Source organism: Duganella sp. AC237, assembly GCF_979254035.1.
Genome location: NZ_CEEDEW010000003.1, coordinates 6,477,196 through 6,492,231, shown reverse-complemented (window position 1 = coordinate 6,492,231; position 15,036 = coordinate 6,477,196). Strand labels below are relative to the sequence as shown.

The 15,036-nt window shown below is 63.2% G+C and carries 14 protein-coding genes and 1 tRNA gene; 12 read left to right on the top strand and 3 right to left on the bottom strand.

Features of this window, described 5'->3' with window-relative positions; all coding sequences use genetic code 11:
• Positions 1–8: 8 nt before the first annotated feature.
• The 4 genes from aroKB to AC0IYS_RS28635 are packed head-to-tail and all read left to right on the top strand — an operon-like array spanning position 9 to position 3,490.
• Positions 9–1,652: a bifunctional shikimate kinase/3-dehydroquinate synthase AroKB gene (gene aroKB, locus AC0IYS_RS28650; RefSeq protein ID WP_471708376.1), complete on the top strand. Its 1,644-nt coding sequence runs from the start codon at positions 9–11 to the stop codon at positions 1,650–1,652.
• Positions 1,653–1,665: 13 nt separating this feature from the next.
• Positions 1,666–2,802, top strand: a complete 1,137-nt coding sequence (locus AC0IYS_RS28645; RefSeq protein WP_471708374.1) for a deoxyguanosinetriphosphate triphosphohydrolase — start codon at positions 1,666–1,668, stop codon at positions 2,800–2,802.
• 54 nt (positions 2,803–2,856) lie between these two features.
• Positions 2,857–3,201 carry a hypothetical protein gene (locus tag AC0IYS_RS28640; protein ID WP_471708373.1) on the top strand — a complete coding sequence of 115 codons (345 nt, stop codon included), beginning with the start codon at positions 2,857–2,859 and terminating at the stop codon, positions 3,199–3,201.
• 7 nt (positions 3,202–3,208) lie between these two features.
• Positions 3,209–3,490: a hypothetical protein gene (locus AC0IYS_RS28635; RefSeq protein WP_471708372.1), complete on the top strand. Its 282-nt coding sequence runs from the start codon at positions 3,209–3,211 to the stop codon at positions 3,488–3,490.
• On the opposite strand, the gene mutY is transcribed toward AC0IYS_RS28635, so the two are convergent.
• Genes mutY through mutM form a run of 3 tightly spaced genes read right to left on the bottom strand, consistent with a single transcriptional unit; the run spans position 3,487 to position 7,433 of the window.
• Positions 3,487–4,617: an A/G-specific adenine glycosylase gene (mutY, locus tag AC0IYS_RS28630; RefSeq protein ID WP_471708371.1), complete on the bottom strand. Its 1,131-nt coding sequence runs from the start codon at positions 4,615–4,617 to the stop codon at positions 3,487–3,489. The genes AC0IYS_RS28635 and mutY overlap by 4 nt on opposite strands.
• Before the next feature lie 27 nt (positions 4,618–4,644).
• A complete protein-coding gene (locus AC0IYS_RS28625) occupies positions 4,645–6,573 on the bottom strand; it encodes a dynamin family protein (protein ID WP_471708952.1) in 1,929 nt (642 codons plus the stop codon).
• A 26-nt stretch (positions 6,574–6,599) separates the two neighbouring features.
• Positions 6,600–7,433 (bottom strand): bifunctional DNA-formamidopyrimidine glycosylase/DNA-(apurinic or apyrimidinic site) lyase, encoded by an 834-nt coding sequence (gene mutM, locus AC0IYS_RS28620; protein ID WP_471708370.1) that lies wholly within the window; start codon positions 7,431–7,433, stop codon positions 6,600–6,602.
• 152 nt (positions 7,434–7,585) lie between these two features.
• On the opposite strand from mutM, the gene AC0IYS_RS28615 reads away from it, so the two are divergent.
• From AC0IYS_RS28615 to AC0IYS_RS28580, 8 genes are all read left to right on the top strand, one after another.
• The gene (locus tag AC0IYS_RS28615; protein ID WP_471708369.1) at positions 7,586–9,364 is read left to right on the top strand and encodes a tetratricopeptide repeat protein; all 1,779 of its coding nucleotides are present in this window, start codon (positions 7,586–7,588) and stop codon (positions 9,362–9,364) included.
• Positions 9,365–9,385: 21 nt separating this feature from the next.
• Positions 9,386–10,015, top strand: a complete 630-nt coding sequence (locus tag AC0IYS_RS28610) for an outer membrane lipoprotein LolB (protein WP_471708368.1) — start codon at positions 9,386–9,388, stop codon at positions 10,013–10,015.
• An 11-nt stretch (positions 10,016–10,026) separates the two neighbouring features.
• Complete coding sequence (gene ispE, locus AC0IYS_RS28605; RefSeq protein WP_471708366.1) at positions 10,027–10,905, top strand: 4-(cytidine 5'-diphospho)-2-C-methyl-D-erythritol kinase; 879 nt, start codon at positions 10,027–10,029, stop codon at positions 10,903–10,905.
• A 79-nt stretch (positions 10,906–10,984) separates the two neighbouring features.
• A tRNA-Gln gene (locus tag AC0IYS_RS28600) sits at positions 10,985–11,061 on the top strand.
• Between the two features lie 148 nt (positions 11,062–11,209).
• Positions 11,210–12,160: a ribose-phosphate pyrophosphokinase gene (locus AC0IYS_RS28595; protein ID WP_090326037.1), complete on the top strand. Its 951-nt coding sequence runs from the start codon at positions 11,210–11,212 to the stop codon at positions 12,158–12,160.
• A 166-nt stretch (positions 12,161–12,326) separates the two neighbouring features.
• Positions 12,327–12,962, top strand: a complete 636-nt coding sequence (locus AC0IYS_RS28590) for a 50S ribosomal protein L25/general stress protein Ctc (protein ID WP_471708365.1) — start codon at positions 12,327–12,329, stop codon at positions 12,960–12,962.
• 110 nt (positions 12,963–13,072) lie between these two features.
• On the top strand, positions 13,073–13,654 hold the full coding sequence (pth, locus tag AC0IYS_RS28585; protein ID WP_471708364.1) for an aminoacyl-tRNA hydrolase: 582 nt from the start codon (positions 13,073–13,075) through the stop codon (positions 13,652–13,654).
• A 67-nt stretch (positions 13,655–13,721) separates the two neighbouring features.
• A complete protein-coding gene (locus AC0IYS_RS28580; RefSeq protein ID WP_471708363.1) occupies positions 13,722–15,032 on the top strand; it encodes an amidohydrolase in 1,311 nt (436 codons plus the stop codon).
• Positions 15,033–15,036: the final 4 nt, after the last annotated feature.

Here is a 15,036-nt window from a genome sequence, read left to right as displayed (position 1 = left end):
GATCGTGCATGCAAAATGTGTTTTTAGTCGGCTTGATGGGGGCGGGAAAGACCACCATCGGCCGCATTTTGGCCCGCAAACTGGGCCTGCGGTTCATGGATTCGGACCACGAGATCGAGGCGCGCACCGGCGCCTCCATCCCGTGGATCTTCGAAATCGAAGGTGAACCGAGCTTTCGCCGGCGCGAGGCGGACGTCATCCGCGAGTTGACCGGCCAACAGGACCTGGTGCTGGCCACCGGCGGCGGCGCCGTGCTCGATCCGGACAGCCGCGCCCACCTCAAGGCGCGCGGCACCGTCATCTACCTGCGCACGACCGTGCACAGCATCCTGCAGCGCACCGCCCATGACAAGAACCGGCCGCTGCTGCAGACGGCCGACCCGCGCAAAAAGCTCGAGGAATTGATGGCCGTGCGCGATCCGCTGTACATGGAGATCGCCGACGTGGTCATCGATACCGGCCGACCTAACGTACAATCGATGGTCCAATCCATTTTGACCCAGCTGGAGAGGCTGGCCTGCGAGGCCGCGCCCAACTGCGTCACCCAAGCGGAACCATCGATGAACGAAGAATCCACCATCCTGTTGAATGTCGATCTGGGCGAGCGCAGCTACCCGATCTCCATCGGCCCGGCGCTGCTCGCCGACGGCGCGCTGCTGGCGCGCCATGTCCACGGCGGCAAGGTCGCCATCGTCACCAACACCACCGTCGCGCCGCTGTACCTGGAGCGCGTCGAGGCCGGCCTGCGTAGTGCTGGCAAGCAAGTCATGACCGTCGTGCTGCCGGACGGTGAAGAATACAAGACCTGGGCCAGCCTGATGCAGATCTTCGACGCGCTGCTGGCCAACAAGGCCGACCGCAAGACCACCCTGATCGCCCTCGGCGGCGGCGTCATCGGCGACCTGACCGGCTATGCGGCGGCCAGCTACATGCGCGGGATCGACTTCATCCAGGTGCCGACCACCTTGCTGTCGCAGGTCGATTCGTCGGTGGGCGGCAAGACCGGCATCAACCACCCGCTGGGCAAGAACATGATCGGCGCGTTCTACCAGCCGCGCGCGGTGATCGCCGACACTTCGACCCTGGAAACCCTGCCTGCGCGCGAGCTGTCGGCCGGCCTGGCCGAGGTGATCAAGCACGGCGCCATCATCGACGCCGCCTTCTTCGACTGGATCGAGGCCAACATCGGCAAGCTGATGGCGCGCGACAAGGGCGCGCTGGCGTATGCCATCGCCCGCTCGTGCGAGATCAAGGCCGACGTCGTGCGCCAGGACGAGCGCGAGGGCGGCCTGCGCGCCATCCTCAACTTCGGCCACACCTTCGGCCACGCGATCGAGAACGGCCTGGGCTACGGCCAATGGCTGCACGGCGAGGCGGTCGGCTGCGGCATGGTGATGGCGGCCGATCTGTCGCAGCGCATGGGGCTGGTCGACGAGGCCACCGTGGCGCGCGTGCGCGCGTTGGTGGTGGCGGCCGGCCTTCCGGTCAAGGCGCCGGACCTGGGCGCCGAGCGCTGGCTGGAGTTGATGGAAGTCGACAAGAAGAACGAGGGCGGCGCCATCAAGTTCATCCTGCTCAAGCCGCTGGGCGCGCCAAGCATCACCAATGCGCCGCGCGAGCTCCTGATGGCCACCCTGGCCGCCAGCGTTTAAGCGGAGGCGCCGAATGCTGCCCGAAGAGTACCTGGCACCCTACGCCGCCCATTCGGCCGGCGGCGCCGGTCGCCGCCATCCGGAGACGGCGCATTCGTCGCGCAGCCAGTTCCAGCGCGACCGCGACCGCATCATCCATTCGTCGGCGTTCCGCCGGCTCGAATACAAAACCCAGGTGTTCCTCAACCACGAGGGCGACCTGTTCCGCACCCGGCTGACGCACAGCCTGGAGGTGGCGCAGGTGGGCCGCTCGCTGGCGCGCAACCTGCGACTGAACGAGGATCTGGTGGAGGCGATCTCGCTGGCGCACGACCTCGGCCACACGCCGTTCGGCCACGTCGGCCAGGACGTGCTCAACGAATGCATGAAGGAACACGGCGGCTTCGAGCACAACCTGCAAAGCCTGCGCGTGGTCGACGAGCTCGAGGAGCATTACGGCGCCTACGACGGCCTGAACCTGATGTTCGAGACGCGCGAGGGCATCCTCAAGCACTGCTCGCTGACCAACGCCCGCCTGCTGGGACCGGTGGCGGTGCGCTTCATCGACCGCACCCAGCCGTCGCTGGAGGCGCAACTGACCAATCTGGCCGACGAGATCGCCTACAACAGCCACGATATCGACGACGGCCTGCGCTCCGGCTTGATCACCATCGAGCAGCTGGAGCAGGTCGATTTTTTCGCGCGCCTGTGGCGCGACGTGCAGCAGACCTTCCCGGGGCTGTCGGGTCGGCGCGCGATCTATGAAACCTTGCGGCGCCTGATCACGGCGCTGGCCGACGACCTGATCGTCACCTCCGGCGCCTTGTTGGCGGACGCCGCGCCGAAGAGCATCGACGACGTGCGCGCGGCGCCGCCGCTGATCCGCTTCTCCGATCCGATGCGCAAGGACGCGACCGAGCTCAAGCGCTTCCTGCGCGAGAACCTGTATCGCCACTACAAGGTCAACCGCATGCGCGTGAAGGCCAGCCGCATCGTGCGCGAACTGTACGAATCGTTCATGGCCGAGCCCGTCTTGCTGCCGCCGGATTACCAGGACAAATCGGGCGACGTCGGCAAGCAGGCGCGCAAGATCGCCGACTACATCGCCGGCATGACCGACCGCTACGCCATCCGCGAACACCGCCGTTTGTTCTCGCTCGACGAGCTTTGAGTCCAATCAATCGAACACTCTTGATCATCAACGTAGTTAGGATGATCATGGGTGATGGACGAGCAAATCACCCCAATCGATAAGCGCCTTACTTCGGTGGAGAAAGCCGCTGCGACACTGAGTGCGGAGGTTTCTTTTGCGCGCGATCACTACGCGACTAAGGAGGATGCTGTGCGCCTCGAGGGGCGCGTCGCCGTTATTCAGTCCAACTACGCGACCAAAGAGAATGTGGCCGAACTGCGCACGGAATTAGGTGCGGCGGAGCTGAGACTGACTATCAAAATAGCCGATTTGGAAAGTAAAGTTCTCGCCATGGGGAATCGGCATCTGCGCTGGACTGTTGGGGCCATCGTCGCCGTCGCAGGCGTTGTGCTTGCCATCGTTCGAACATTCCCGTGAGGTGGATATGAGCGATCAAATCTATGATCCGGAAAGAAGTTTTAGTTCTGTAGAGGCCTACATCGCAGCCCGCAGGCAGGCTACATTCGCTACGAAAGTGGAACTGATACAAATGGAGACACGCATTGCCATTGCATCGGCTGAGGCAAAAAGAGAGCTGAAATTGGAGCTCTCGGAGCTGGAATTGAAGCTGTTGCTAAAGGAGCGTGATCGCTTGCGGTGGTGGTTAGTCGTAACATGTTTCGCCGCACCTGCGGTCGCATGGGCATTTCTCAATCTTCTTTCCTAAAACATCCGCGCCTGCGCATCGCGCGCGTCGCCCATCAACTCCAGCAGCAGCTTCTTGATCGGCGCCGGCAGCGCCGCGTCGGCCAGCCTGGCGGCGTCGTACCAGACGTGGCCGGCCTCGGCCGCCATCGGCACGCGCCGCGCCAACGTCACGCGGTACGGCGCGATGTGCAGCTTGTAGTGCGTGAACACATGTGTGACCGTCGACAGCCGCTCGTGCGATTCCATCTCGCCGAATTTGCCGACCGCCAGTATCAGCGCGTCGTCGTCGGCCGCCGGGATGTCGTCGTCCTCGGCCAGCACATGGCCGTCGAGCTCCGGCAGCGACAGCAACCCGCCCCAGATGCCGGTCGGCGGCCGCTGCTCCAGCAGCACCTGGCCGTTGTCGATAATCGCCAGCATCACCGAGTGCTTTTCGGGCGAGGTTTTCTTCGGCTTGCGCACCGGCAGATCCTTGGTGCGGTTGGTGGCGAAGGCCACGCAGCGCGGCTGCATCGGGCAGCGCTCGCACGACGGACTGCTGCGCGTGCACAGGGTCGCGCCCATGTCCATCAAGCCCTGCGTGTACGACTCGATGCCTTGCTCCGGCAGCAGCGCCTCGGCGCGGCGCCACATCATCTCCTCGGTGCGGCGCTCGCCCGGATAGGCGTCGATGCCGAACACGCGCGCGAATACCCGCTTGACGTTGCCGTCCATGATGGCCGCGCGCGTGCCGCTGGAAAACGCCGAAATCGCCGCCGCCGTCGAGCGGCCGATGCCCGGCAGCTCGGCCAGCAGCGCCGGGTCCGAGGGGAACACACCGTCGTACTCGGCCACCACGCGCTGCGCGCATTTGTGCAGGTTGCGCGCGCGGGTGTAATAGCCCAGGCCGCTCCACTGCGCCATGACATCCTCGACCGGCGCCGCCGCCAAGTCGCGCAAGGTTGGAAAACGCTCCAGGAAGCGCGCGTAGTAACCCAGCACCGCCGACACCTGCGTCTGCTGCAGCATGATTTCGGACAGCCAGATCAGATACGCGTCGGTGGTGTTTTGCCACGGCAGCGCGTGGCGCCCGTGCTGTTTCTGCCAGCCGATCAGGTCCGAGGAAAAACTCGGATCGGCGAAATTCTCAACAACTTCAACCTTCATTTGAATCCTAAATTAATTCTTGAATAATCACGCGGCGGCGTCGAGCGCCTCGAATTCCGCGTTGATGGCGGTGCCGATGGCGGCCGCCAGTTCCGTCAGCCGCAGCTTTTGCGCCTCCAGCTGCTGCTGGCTGCTTTCGAACGCTTCGATCTTTTGCTCCAGGCTGTCGGTGGCGTCGTGGATGCGCTGGATCGACGCCAACCGGTGCTTGAGCTGGTCCTTGTGCTGGCGGATCTGCGCCTCCAAGGGCGCCATGATCACCTTCAGCCACGCCTCGGCGTCGTTGTTGGCCGACTTGAAGCAGCCGCGCACGCGCGAGGCGATGGTGTCGAAAAACTTCTCCATCAGCACCACGCGGCTGGTCGTGATCAAGGTCGCGGTGCCGAACTGCTTGTAGTAGATCGCCTCGATCGACGCGATCTCGTCGCGGTACGCTTGCAGCGAAAACGGCATCGGCAGCGCCAGCGTCAAGCCGTGCTCGCTGGCGAAGCGGCGGTACATTACGCCCATCATCTCGCTGATCTCGACGGTCTTGCGCTCTGACGCGTCGAGGTTGGCGCGGATGCGCTCGAAGTAGTTGCGCACCGCCTCGCGCACGCCGGTGAAAAAGCGGCTGCGCTGCATCTGCTCGCGCACCAGGTCGATATCGTCGCGGACGATGTCCATGCCGATGCTGGTGTAGAGCTCGGTCGACAGCCGCGTGAACACGGCGCGCGTGGCCTGCAGCTTGAACAGGCTGGTGTCGAATTCCTTTTTCTCGACGTCGATGCGGCGCATCATGTGCGCGATCACCGTCTGGTTCTTGCCGCGCAAGCTTTTCAGTTCGTGCAGCTGCTCGACGATGCCGCGCGAGCGGGCGTTGACCAGGGCCATTTGCGCCACGCTCAGCGCCTGCAATTCCTCGCGCAGTTGCTTGCGCACGATGTCCTTCTTGGCCGGGATTAGCTCGTCGAACAGCGCCGCCTCGAGCGCCTGCAGGCGGCTGCGGGCGAGCAGGGACTTGTCCTGCGTGATCTTGCCCACCAATGCCTTTTGCGCCGACACCGGGAACACCTGGCGCGGTTCGAGCGCCAGAACGTGCGCCACGTTGGCTTGCTGGCGTTCGATCTCGACGTCGACCTCGGCCTGGCTGCGCAGCTCGTCCCACATGCTGTCGATCTTGTTGAGGACGACGAGGCGGCCGGCGCCGGCGCCGATGTGGTTGCGCCAGACCTCGATGTCGCTTTTGGTCACGCCGGTGTCGGCGGCCAGGATGAACAGCACCGCGTGCGCGTTCGGGATCAGGTTCAAGGTCAGTTCCGGCTCGGTGCCGATGGCGTTCAGCCCGGGCGTATCGAGGATCACCAGCCCCTGCTTGAGCAGCGGGTGCGGAAAGTTGATGATGGCGTGGCGCCACAGCGAGATCTCGACCTTGCCATCCTCGCTCAGGGTGACCTGCATGTCGGGATCGTCCTCGTCGTACAGGCCGTAGCGCTTGGCTTCCTCGACCGGGACATAACGGGTCATGCTGACCTGCTTGAAGACTTCGTGCATATCGGCGCCGACCTCCAGGTTCAGCGGCAGCACGGTCCAGGCCGAAGGTTGATCGCGGTAATCGCCGGTCGACAGGTTGTCGGCCCGCGTTTCGATCGGCAGCAGGCGGATCGACGGCGCGAAGCTGGGGTCGTACATCAACTCGGTCGGGCACATGGTGGTGCGGCCGGCGGCCGATGGCAGGATGCGCTGGCCGTAGTCGGCGAAGAAGATGGCGTTGATCAGCTCGGACTTGCCGCGCGAGAATTCGGCAACGAAGGCCACCGACAATTTATCGTCGGCCAGCCGCGCCAGGGTGCGGGCGATGCGCTGGTCGGTGGCGGCGTCGGTCAGCGACGCGGACGCGACCCAGGACTGGTAGTTTTTCAGCGCCGTCACCACGCCTTGCCGCCAGGCGCTGTACTGCTCGAAATCCCTGGCCATCATGCTTTCCGCCCTTGTTTTATAGTTCACTTCTGGCAATTGACACAGTAAAAAGTGGAGCGCTGCCCTTGCTTGATCTGCCGCACCGGCGCCGCGCAGACCTTGCAAGGCACGCCAGCACGATCATAGACGAAATACGTCTGCTGGAAATAACCGGACTGGCCGTTGACGCTAATAAAATCGCGTAAGGTGCTGCCGCCCTGGATGATGGCTTCGGCCAGGATCTCGCGGATCGCCTGCGCCAGTTTCTCGTAGCGCGCCAAGCTGATGCGCTTGGCCGGCGTCTTGGGATTGATGCCCGCGCGGAATAAACTTTCCGAGGCGTAAATATTGCCGACGCCTACGACGATATCGCCGGCCAGCAGCACCTGCTTGACGGGCGCGCTGCGCTGGCGGGTCTGATCGTACAACAATTTGCCGGTGAAGCCGGTTTCCAGCGGCTCCACGCCCAGTGCGCGCAGCAGCACGTGGTGTTCCAGCAGGCCGTCGGCGTCGTCGTGCCACAGCACGGCGCCGAAGCGGCGCGGGTCCTTCATGCGCAGCACCTGTTTGCCTTGCGGCCCCTCGACCACCAGATCGAAATGGTCGTGCTTTTCCGGCTCGATGCCCGTGTCCATCACGCGCAGGTGGCCCGACATGCCGAGGTGGATGATCAGGGTGCCGTGCTCGAAGTGGACCAGCAGGTATTTTCCGCGCCGCCCGGTGCGCACTACCAGCCGCCCGGCCAGCAATTGTTGCAGCTGGGCGGGAAACGGCCAGCGCAGGCCCTCGCGGCGCAGCACCACGTCGTGCACGGTGCGGCCTTCGATATGGGGCGCGACGCCGCGCCGGGTCACTTCAACTTCTGGTAATTCTGGCATGTGGATGGCAAATGAGGGCTAATCGTTGAATATCGGGGCGCTGGAAGCGGCCGCAACCTGGCCGGGGCAAAATATTTGGTTACACTAGTCAAAACACGCAAGCCATGCGTTGCGCGTAAAATCAGCTGACCATTGCCGACCAGGATCTTCCCTTGAAAAACGCTTTCGCCATTGTAACCCTCTCTGCCTTGCTGTCGGCGTGCGCCATGGCGCCGCAAAAACAGGCCGAGTCCACCGCCGCACCGGAGCCTGCCGCCCCCGACAGCGCCGCCGCCGCGGTGGAGGCGCCAGCGCCCGTGCCGGAAATGCTGCCCAATAATGCCCTGACCGGCGACATGCTGTTCCGCATCACCAAGGCCGAGCTCGAATTCAAGCAGGGACAATGGCAGGGCGCGTACATCACGATGCTGTCGCTGGCCCAGCAAACCCGCGATCCGCGCCTGGCCCGCCGCGCCGCCGAGATGGCGCTGGCCGCCAAGCAAGGCCAGGAGGCGCTCGCCGCGATCCGCCTGTGGCGCGAACTGGCGCCCGAGTCGGACGAGGCGACCCAGTATTTCCTCGGGTTTGCCGTCGTCAACGACGATCTGAGCGAGGCGGAGGCCATTTTCGCCCAGCGCCTGAAGGCGGCCCCGGCGGCCCAGCGCGGCATGGCGATGTTGCAAATGCAGCAATTCATGCTGCGTGCCAAGGACAAGGCCGCCGCGTTCGCGCTGCAGGAGCGCGTGCTGGCGCCCTACGGCGACATGCTCGAAAGCCACCTGATCCTGGCGCAGGGCGCGTTTGCCGTCAACGACACCGGGCGCGCCCGCGCCGAGGCGCAAAAAGCTCAGTCCATCAAGCCGGACTCCGAGCTGGCGGTGCTGACAATGGCGCAAGTCTCCGGCGACATCGACGCCGCCGGCAAGGTGCTCACCGATTTCCTGGAGAAATATCCGAAGGCGCGCGAGGTGCGTGCCGCCTACGCACGCATCCTGGTCGACGCCAAGCAACTCGAGCCGGCCCGCGAGCAATTCCTGGCCTTGCTGAAGGACCAGCCCGACAATATCGCCACCCTGTACGCCCTGGGCGTGATGGCGATGCAGACCAACGATTTGCCCGAAGCGGAGAAGTATTTCACGCGGTTCATCAGCGTCCTGGACGACCATCCCGACGACGAGCGCGACCCGGGCAAGGTGCTGATGATCCTGTCGCAGATCGCCGAACAGCGCGGCGACGTCGACGGCGCCATCAAATGGCTGGAGAAAATCGAAGGCGACGATCCCAAGCTGTACCTGGCCGCGCGCATGAAAATGGCGACCCTGACGGCGCGCAAGGGCGATGTCGACGGCGCGCGCAAGCAGTTGGCCACCCTGACGGCAGCCGACCCCGCCGACCAGGCGCAGATCTTCCAGACCGACGCCCAGTTGCTGCGCGACGCCGGCGATACCCGCGCCGCCTACACCGTGCTGGAGAACGCCATCAAACGCTATCCGGACAATCCGGACCTGCTGTACGACTTCGCGCTGGTGGCCGAAAAACTGGGCAACGTGGAGCTGATGGAAAAAGCGCTGCGGCAGGTGATGATCGCCGCGCCCGACAACCAGCACGCCTACAACGCGCTGGGCTACTCGCTGGCCGAGCGCAACGAGCGCCTGCCGGAAGCCTACGCGCTGGTCGACCAGGCGATGAAGATGGCGCCGGGCGATCCGTTCATCATGGACAGCATGGGTTGGGTACAATTCCGCATGGGTAACCTGGACGAGGCGGAATCGCTGCTGCGCCGCGCCTACGCGCTGCGCGCCGATCCGGAAATCGCCGTGCATCTGGGCGAGGTGCTGTTTGTCAAAGGCGACGTCACCGGCGCCCAAAAGCTGTGGCAGGAAGCCAAGAGCAAAGACCCCAAGAACGACGCGCTCAAGAACACGCTGGCGCGCCTGAACCAAAACCTGTAACCACCTGAATAATCACCACCGATGACGATTTCCATTTACCGCCGCGCGGCAGGCAAGCTGGCATTGGCCGGCGCGCTAGGCGTGCTAAGTGTGCTGGCCGGCTGCGCCACCACCTCCGCGCCACGCTCGACCACCGCCGTCGCGCCGTACCGCGACACCCTCGACCTGGCCGGACGCATCGCCATCAATTACAGCAGGGACGGCAAGCAGGAATCGCTGAGCGGCAAATTCACGTGGCGGCAGACGGCAGCCAACACCGACGTCAACTTGATCTCGCCAACCGGACAGACGGTCGCCGTCATCAACGTCACGCCGACCTCGGCCACGTTGAAACGCAGCGGCGAGCCGACCCGCACCGCCTCCGATCTCGACAGCCTGACCCGCCAGACGCTCGGCTGGACCTTGCCGGTCTCCGGCCTGCGCGACTGGCTGCAGGGCTATGCGGTCGCCGCCGACGGCAGCCGCTTCAGCGCCTCGCCGGCCAGCGACACCGTGGTTACCCGCGACGGCTGGAAGCTCGACTACGTGTCGTGGCAGGATGAGTCGGCGACGGTGCCGCAACCGAAACGCATCGACGTCACGCGCATCGCGCTGGGCCAGCAGGTCGACGACATGTCGATCCGCATCGTCATCGATCCTGCCGCACAATAATTGATACTCCGATGACCAGTCTGAAGAATTGCCCGGCTCCGGCCAAACTGAACCTTTTCCTGCACGTCAACGGCCGCCGCGCCGACGGCTATCACCTGCTGCAAACCGTGTTCCAGCTGGTCGACCACGGCGATACCCTGCATTTCACGCTGCGCGACGACGACGCGCTGCGCCGCGTGACGCAGATCGAAGGCGTGCCGGAGGAGGGTGACCTGATCATCCGCGCCGCCAGGCTGCTGCAGGCCGAAGTGCTGCGCCGTACCGGCGCTCTGCCGCGCGGCGCCGATATCGCCATCGACAAGATCCTGCCCATGGGCGGCGGCCTGGGCGGCGGCTCGTCGGACGCGGCCACCACCTTGATGGTATTGAACCATTTGTGGCAGGCCGGTCTAAGCAAGGAGGAGTTGATGGTGCTGGGCCTGCCGCTGGGTGCGGACATCCCGTTCTTTATCTTTGGCGAAACCGCGTTCGCCGAAGGCGTGGGCGAGGCGCTGCAGCCGGTGAAAGCGCCCGATTGTTGGTATGTCGTCATCGAACCAGGCGTCGCGGTGCCGACCGCAGCAATTTTTTGCTCGGAACATTTGACAAGGAACACACCGCCCGTCATAATAACGGACTTTTCCAGCTACCACGAAAATCAAAGTGATTTGAAGGGGTACGGAAAGAACGATTTACAGCAAGTGGCAACGAGTTTGTTTCCGCCGGTAGCAGAGGCGATAGAATGGCTCAGCGCTCACGGTGATGCCAGGATGACTGGTTCCGGTGCTTGTGTATTTTGTGCAGTGGCAACCCAGGCAGAAGCCGACGCGGTACTTCAACAAGTGCCCGCCAAGTGGAAAGCATGGAAAGCCCAAGCGCTCACACAGCATCCACTCACTAAAATGTTGTAGACGGGTAAAAAAAGATTTGGCTTAGCGTGAAATTGGCGATAAAATACTCGCCGTTGTAGCGACAAGCAGTAAGTTGCGTAGGGGAATCGCCAAGCTGGTTAAGGCACTGGATTTTGATTCCAGCATACCAAGGTTCGAATCCTTGTTCCCCTGCCATTCGTTTTCCTTGCGACACCGTCGAGGCACTAGTCTCCGGCCAAGGCAAGCATCAATGTCCGCGCCCGGCGCGGATCATTCTGAGTACAGCGCCACGCGGCTTCCGCTGGCGACATCAAAAATTTCATCGACTATCTCTGGGACTCCCATGGCTTACGAAAACCTGATGGTTTTTACCGGCAACGCTAATCCTGCGTTGGCAGAAGGAGTCGCAAAAAATCTCGGCATTCCACTCGGCAAGGCAAACGTTTCGAAATTCTCGGACGGCGAAGTGATGGTCGAGATTAACGAGAACGTTCGCGGTAAAGACGTTTTCGTTCTGCAATCGACTTGCGCACCAACCAACGACAGCCTGATGGAGTTGATCCTGATGGTCGACGCGTTGAAACGTGCTTCGGCAGGCCGCATCACCGCCGCCATCCCTTACTTCGGTTACGCCCGTCAAGACCGCCGCCCGCGTTCGGCGCGCGTCGCGATCTCGGCCAAAGTCGTGGCCAACATGCTGGAAAGCGCCGGCGTCGAGCGCGTCCTGATCATGGACCTGCACGCGGACCAGATCCAGGGCTTCTTCGATATCCCGGTCGACAATATTTATGCTTCGCCAATCCTGCTGAGCGATCTGCAGAAAAAGAACTACCAGGACCTGCTGGTGGTGTCGCCGGACGTCGGCGGTGTGGTGCGTGCGCGCGCCCTGGCAAAACGCCTGGGCTGCGACCTGGCCATCATCGACAAGCGCCGTCCGAAAGCCAACGTTTCCGAAGTGATGAACATCATCGGTGAAGTCGAAGGCCGTAACTGCGTCATCATGGATGACATGGTCGATACAGCCGGTACGCTGGTCAAGGCGGCCGAAGTGCTGAAAGAGCGCGGCGCCACCAAAGTGGTCGCGTATTGCACCCACGCTGTGTTGTCGGGTCCTGCGATCGAGCGCATCGCCAATTCGTCGCTGGACGAGCTGGTCGTGACCGACACGATTCCGCTGTCCGACGCGGCCCGTGCCTGCGGCAAGATCCGTCAGCTGACCTGCGCACCGTTGCTGGCCGAGACGTTCAAACGCATCATCAAGGGCGATTCCGTGATCTCCCTGTTTATCGATTAATTAGATAAACAAAATAGTCAGATTTTCCGGCGGCGCGCCTGGTTTTCAGCCAGGTGCGCCGTTGTACTTCCCGGTTTCATGAGCGCAGTCAGCTCATTTTCGAAGCACCCTGGTCGCGGGGGCTTCATAACACGAGGCGCGAGCCTTGTTATTTTTGGAGTTACACATGAAAGTTGTTGCATTCAAACGCGAATTGCAAGGTTCCGGAGCGAGCCGCCGCCTGCGCAATTCGGGCCAAACCCCAGGCATCATCTACGGCGGTACCGAAGCGCCAGTGACCATCTCGCTGGATCACAACGCGCTGTACCACGCGCTGAAAAAAGAAGCCTTCCACTCGTCGATCCTGGATCTGGAAATCGACGGCAAGACCCAGCAAGTGCTGCTGCGCGACTTCCAAGTCCACGCGTTCAAGCAACTGGTTCTGCACGCTGACTTCCAGCGCGTCGACGCAGGCAAGAAAGTGCACATGAAAGTCGCGCTGCACTTCGCCAACGCCGAGATCTCGCCAGCGGTCAAGCTGCACGGCGCGACCATCAGCCACGTCGCCAACGAAATCGAAGTGTCGTGCCTGCCAAAAGACCTGCCAGAGTTCATCACCGTCGACCTGACCAACATCGACGTCGGCACCTCGCTGCACATCGACGAACTGACCCTGCCAGCAGGTGTTACCGCTGTTGCCGCCGGCACCAACCTGACCATCGCCACCGCTTCGGTGCCGCCAGGTCACGTGTCGGCCGAAGCTGATGCCGCTGAAGCCGCTCCAGCAGCCGATGCCAAGCCAGCCGCTAAAGCCAAGAAGTAATATTGAACGCCGCAGCGATGCGGCGGCAATGAAGAACCCCCGCTAGCCCAAGGCCGTCGGGGGTTTTTTTTCGTTTGACCGATAATATCGTTTATTTAATTGAGCATCCCATGCCCATACGTCTCATCGTCGGCCTCGGCAATCCCGGCGCCGAATACGAACAAACCCGCCACAACGCCGGCTTCTGGCTGGTCGACAACCTCGCCAACGACGTCGGCGCGCGCCTGCAGCGCGAGACCAAGTACAACGCGCTGATGGCCAAGGCCTCCGTGGCCGGCCATGAGGTGTATCTGCTGGAACCGCAGACGTATATGAACCGCTCCGGGCAATCGGTCGGCGGCCTGTGCCGCTTCTTCAAGATCAATCCGGACGAAGTGCTGGTGGTGCACGACGAGCTCGACCTGATGCCCGGCATCGCGCGCCTGAAGAAGGGCGGTTCGTCGGGCGGCCACAACGGTCTCAAGGACATCACCGCCGCGCTCGGCACGCAGGATTACTGGCGCCTGCGCCTGGGCATCGGCCATCCGCGCACGCTCAGCCTGCAGCAGCAGGTGGCCGACTTCGTGCTGCACCGGCCGCGCCGCGAAGACCAGGACCTGATCGAGCGGGCAATCGAAAAATCGCTGCAGGTCATGCCGTCCATCGTCGAAGGCAAGTTCGAGGCCGCGACGATGAAACTGCATACCGTCTAAAGCGGGCGCGTCGATGGTATGCTGAGGGAACTATTTCCCTCAGCCCTCAAGATCAAGGACACCATCAATGAAGCGCTTGCCGATCGCCGCACTCGTAACATCTTTATTGTTGGCCGCTGCTCAAACGCAGGCGCAAGCCCAGGACACCGGCGCCGTCGCCAAACAGATCGACGGCATGTATCCCAAGCTGGACGTCATCTACAAGGATTTGCACGCGCATCCCGAAGTGGCCTTCCAGGAAGTGCGCACGGCCGCCAAGCTGGCCGCCGAGATGCGCGCCATCGGTTTCGACGTCACCGAGAAGGTCGGCAAGACCGGCATCGTCGCGATCTATAAAAATGGCGCCGGCCCGACGGTGCTGGTGCGCACCGAGATGGACGGCTTGCCGATGGAGGAAAAGTCCGGCTTCCCTTATTCCAGCAAGGCCCACGCCACGCTCGACGGCAAGGATACGATGGTGGCCCACAGCTGCGGCCACGACGTCCACATGACGGCCTGGCTGGGCGCCGCGCGCACGCTGGTGGCGATGAAGTCGCAGTGGAAGGGCACGTTGATGTTCATCGGCCAGCCGGCCGAGGAAATCGTCGCCGGCGCCAAGGCCATGCTCGACGACGGCCTGTTCAAGCGCTTCCCGAAACCGGACTACGCCTTCGCGTTGCACTCGTGGCCGCTTGCCTATGGCACCATCGGCTACAACAGCGGACCGGTGTCGTCGAACTCGGACGCGATCGAGATCACCTTCAAGGGACGCGGCGGCCACGGCTCGGCGCCGGACAAGGCGCTCGATCCGATCACCATCGCCGCCCGCTTCGTGGTCGACGTGCAAACCGTCATCAGCCGCGAAAAAGATCCGAAGGAGTTCGGCGTGGTCACGATCGGCGCCATCAACGGCGGCAGCGTCGGCAACATCATCCCCGACTCGGTCAAGGTGCGCGGCACCATCCGCACCTACAACCCGGCCGTGCGTGCCAAGATCCTGGCCGGCGTGCGCCGCGTCGCCAACGCCTCGGCGGCGATGGCGGACGCCCCGGCGCCCGACGTCGAGTTGATCACCGGCGGCGCGGCCATCGTCAACAACGACGCGCTGGTCACGCGCACCGAGGGCGTGCTCAAGCAAGCCTTCGGCGATGCCAACGTCGCGCGCATGCCGGCCATGACGGCCAGCGAGGACTTCTCGGTCTACGCCAACGAAGGCATCCCGTCGATGTTCTTCTTCACCGGCGTCTACGATCCGAAGGCGGTGGCCGAGGCCGACAAGCCGGGCGGCAAGCCGATCGCCTTCAACCACTCGCCGTACTACGCGCCGGTGCCGGAGCCGTCGATCAAGACGGCGGCGCAGGCGATGACGCTGGCGGTGCTGAACGTGATGTCCAAATAAGTCC

Bases quoted from the DNA above. Each gene is read 5' to 3' on its own strand.
- aroKB (WP_471708376.1), top strand. From the start codon at position 9: ATGCAAAATGTGTTTTTAGTCGGCTTGATGGGGGCGGGAAAGACCACC.
- AC0IYS_RS28645 (WP_471708374.1), top strand. From the start codon at position 1,666: ATGCTGCCCGAAGAGTACCTGGCACCCTACGCCGCCCATTCGGCCGGC.
- AC0IYS_RS28640 (WP_471708373.1), top strand. From the start codon at position 2,857: ATGGACGAGCAAATCACCCCAATCGATAAGCGCCTTACTTCGGTGGAG.
- AC0IYS_RS28635 (WP_471708372.1), top strand. From the start codon at position 3,209: ATGAGCGATCAAATCTATGATCCGGAAAGAAGTTTTAGTTCTGTAGAG.
- mutY (WP_471708371.1), bottom strand. From the start codon at position 4,617: ATGAAGGTTGAAGTTGTTGAGAATTTCGCCGATCCGAGTTTTTCCTCG.
- AC0IYS_RS28625 (WP_471708952.1), bottom strand. From the start codon at position 6,573: ATGGCCAGGGATTTCGAGCAGTACAGCGCCTGGCGGCAAGGCGTGGTG.
- mutM (WP_471708370.1), bottom strand. From the start codon at position 7,433: ATGCCAGAATTACCAGAAGTTGAAGTGACCCGGCGCGGCGTCGCGCCC.
- AC0IYS_RS28610 (WP_471708368.1), top strand. From the start codon at position 9,386: ATGACGATTTCCATTTACCGCCGCGCGGCAGGCAAGCTGGCATTGGCC.
- ispE (WP_471708366.1), top strand. From the start codon at position 10,027: ATGACCAGTCTGAAGAATTGCCCGGCTCCGGCCAAACTGAACCTTTTC.
- AC0IYS_RS28595 (WP_090326037.1), top strand. From the start codon at position 11,210: ATGGCTTACGAAAACCTGATGGTTTTTACCGGCAACGCTAATCCTGCG.
- AC0IYS_RS28590 (WP_471708365.1), top strand. From the start codon at position 12,327: ATGAAAGTTGTTGCATTCAAACGCGAATTGCAAGGTTCCGGAGCGAGC.
- pth (WP_471708364.1), top strand. From the start codon at position 13,073: ATGCCCATACGTCTCATCGTCGGCCTCGGCAATCCCGGCGCCGAATAC.
- AC0IYS_RS28580 (WP_471708363.1), top strand. From the start codon at position 13,722: ATGAAGCGCTTGCCGATCGCCGCACTCGTAACATCTTTATTGTTGGCC.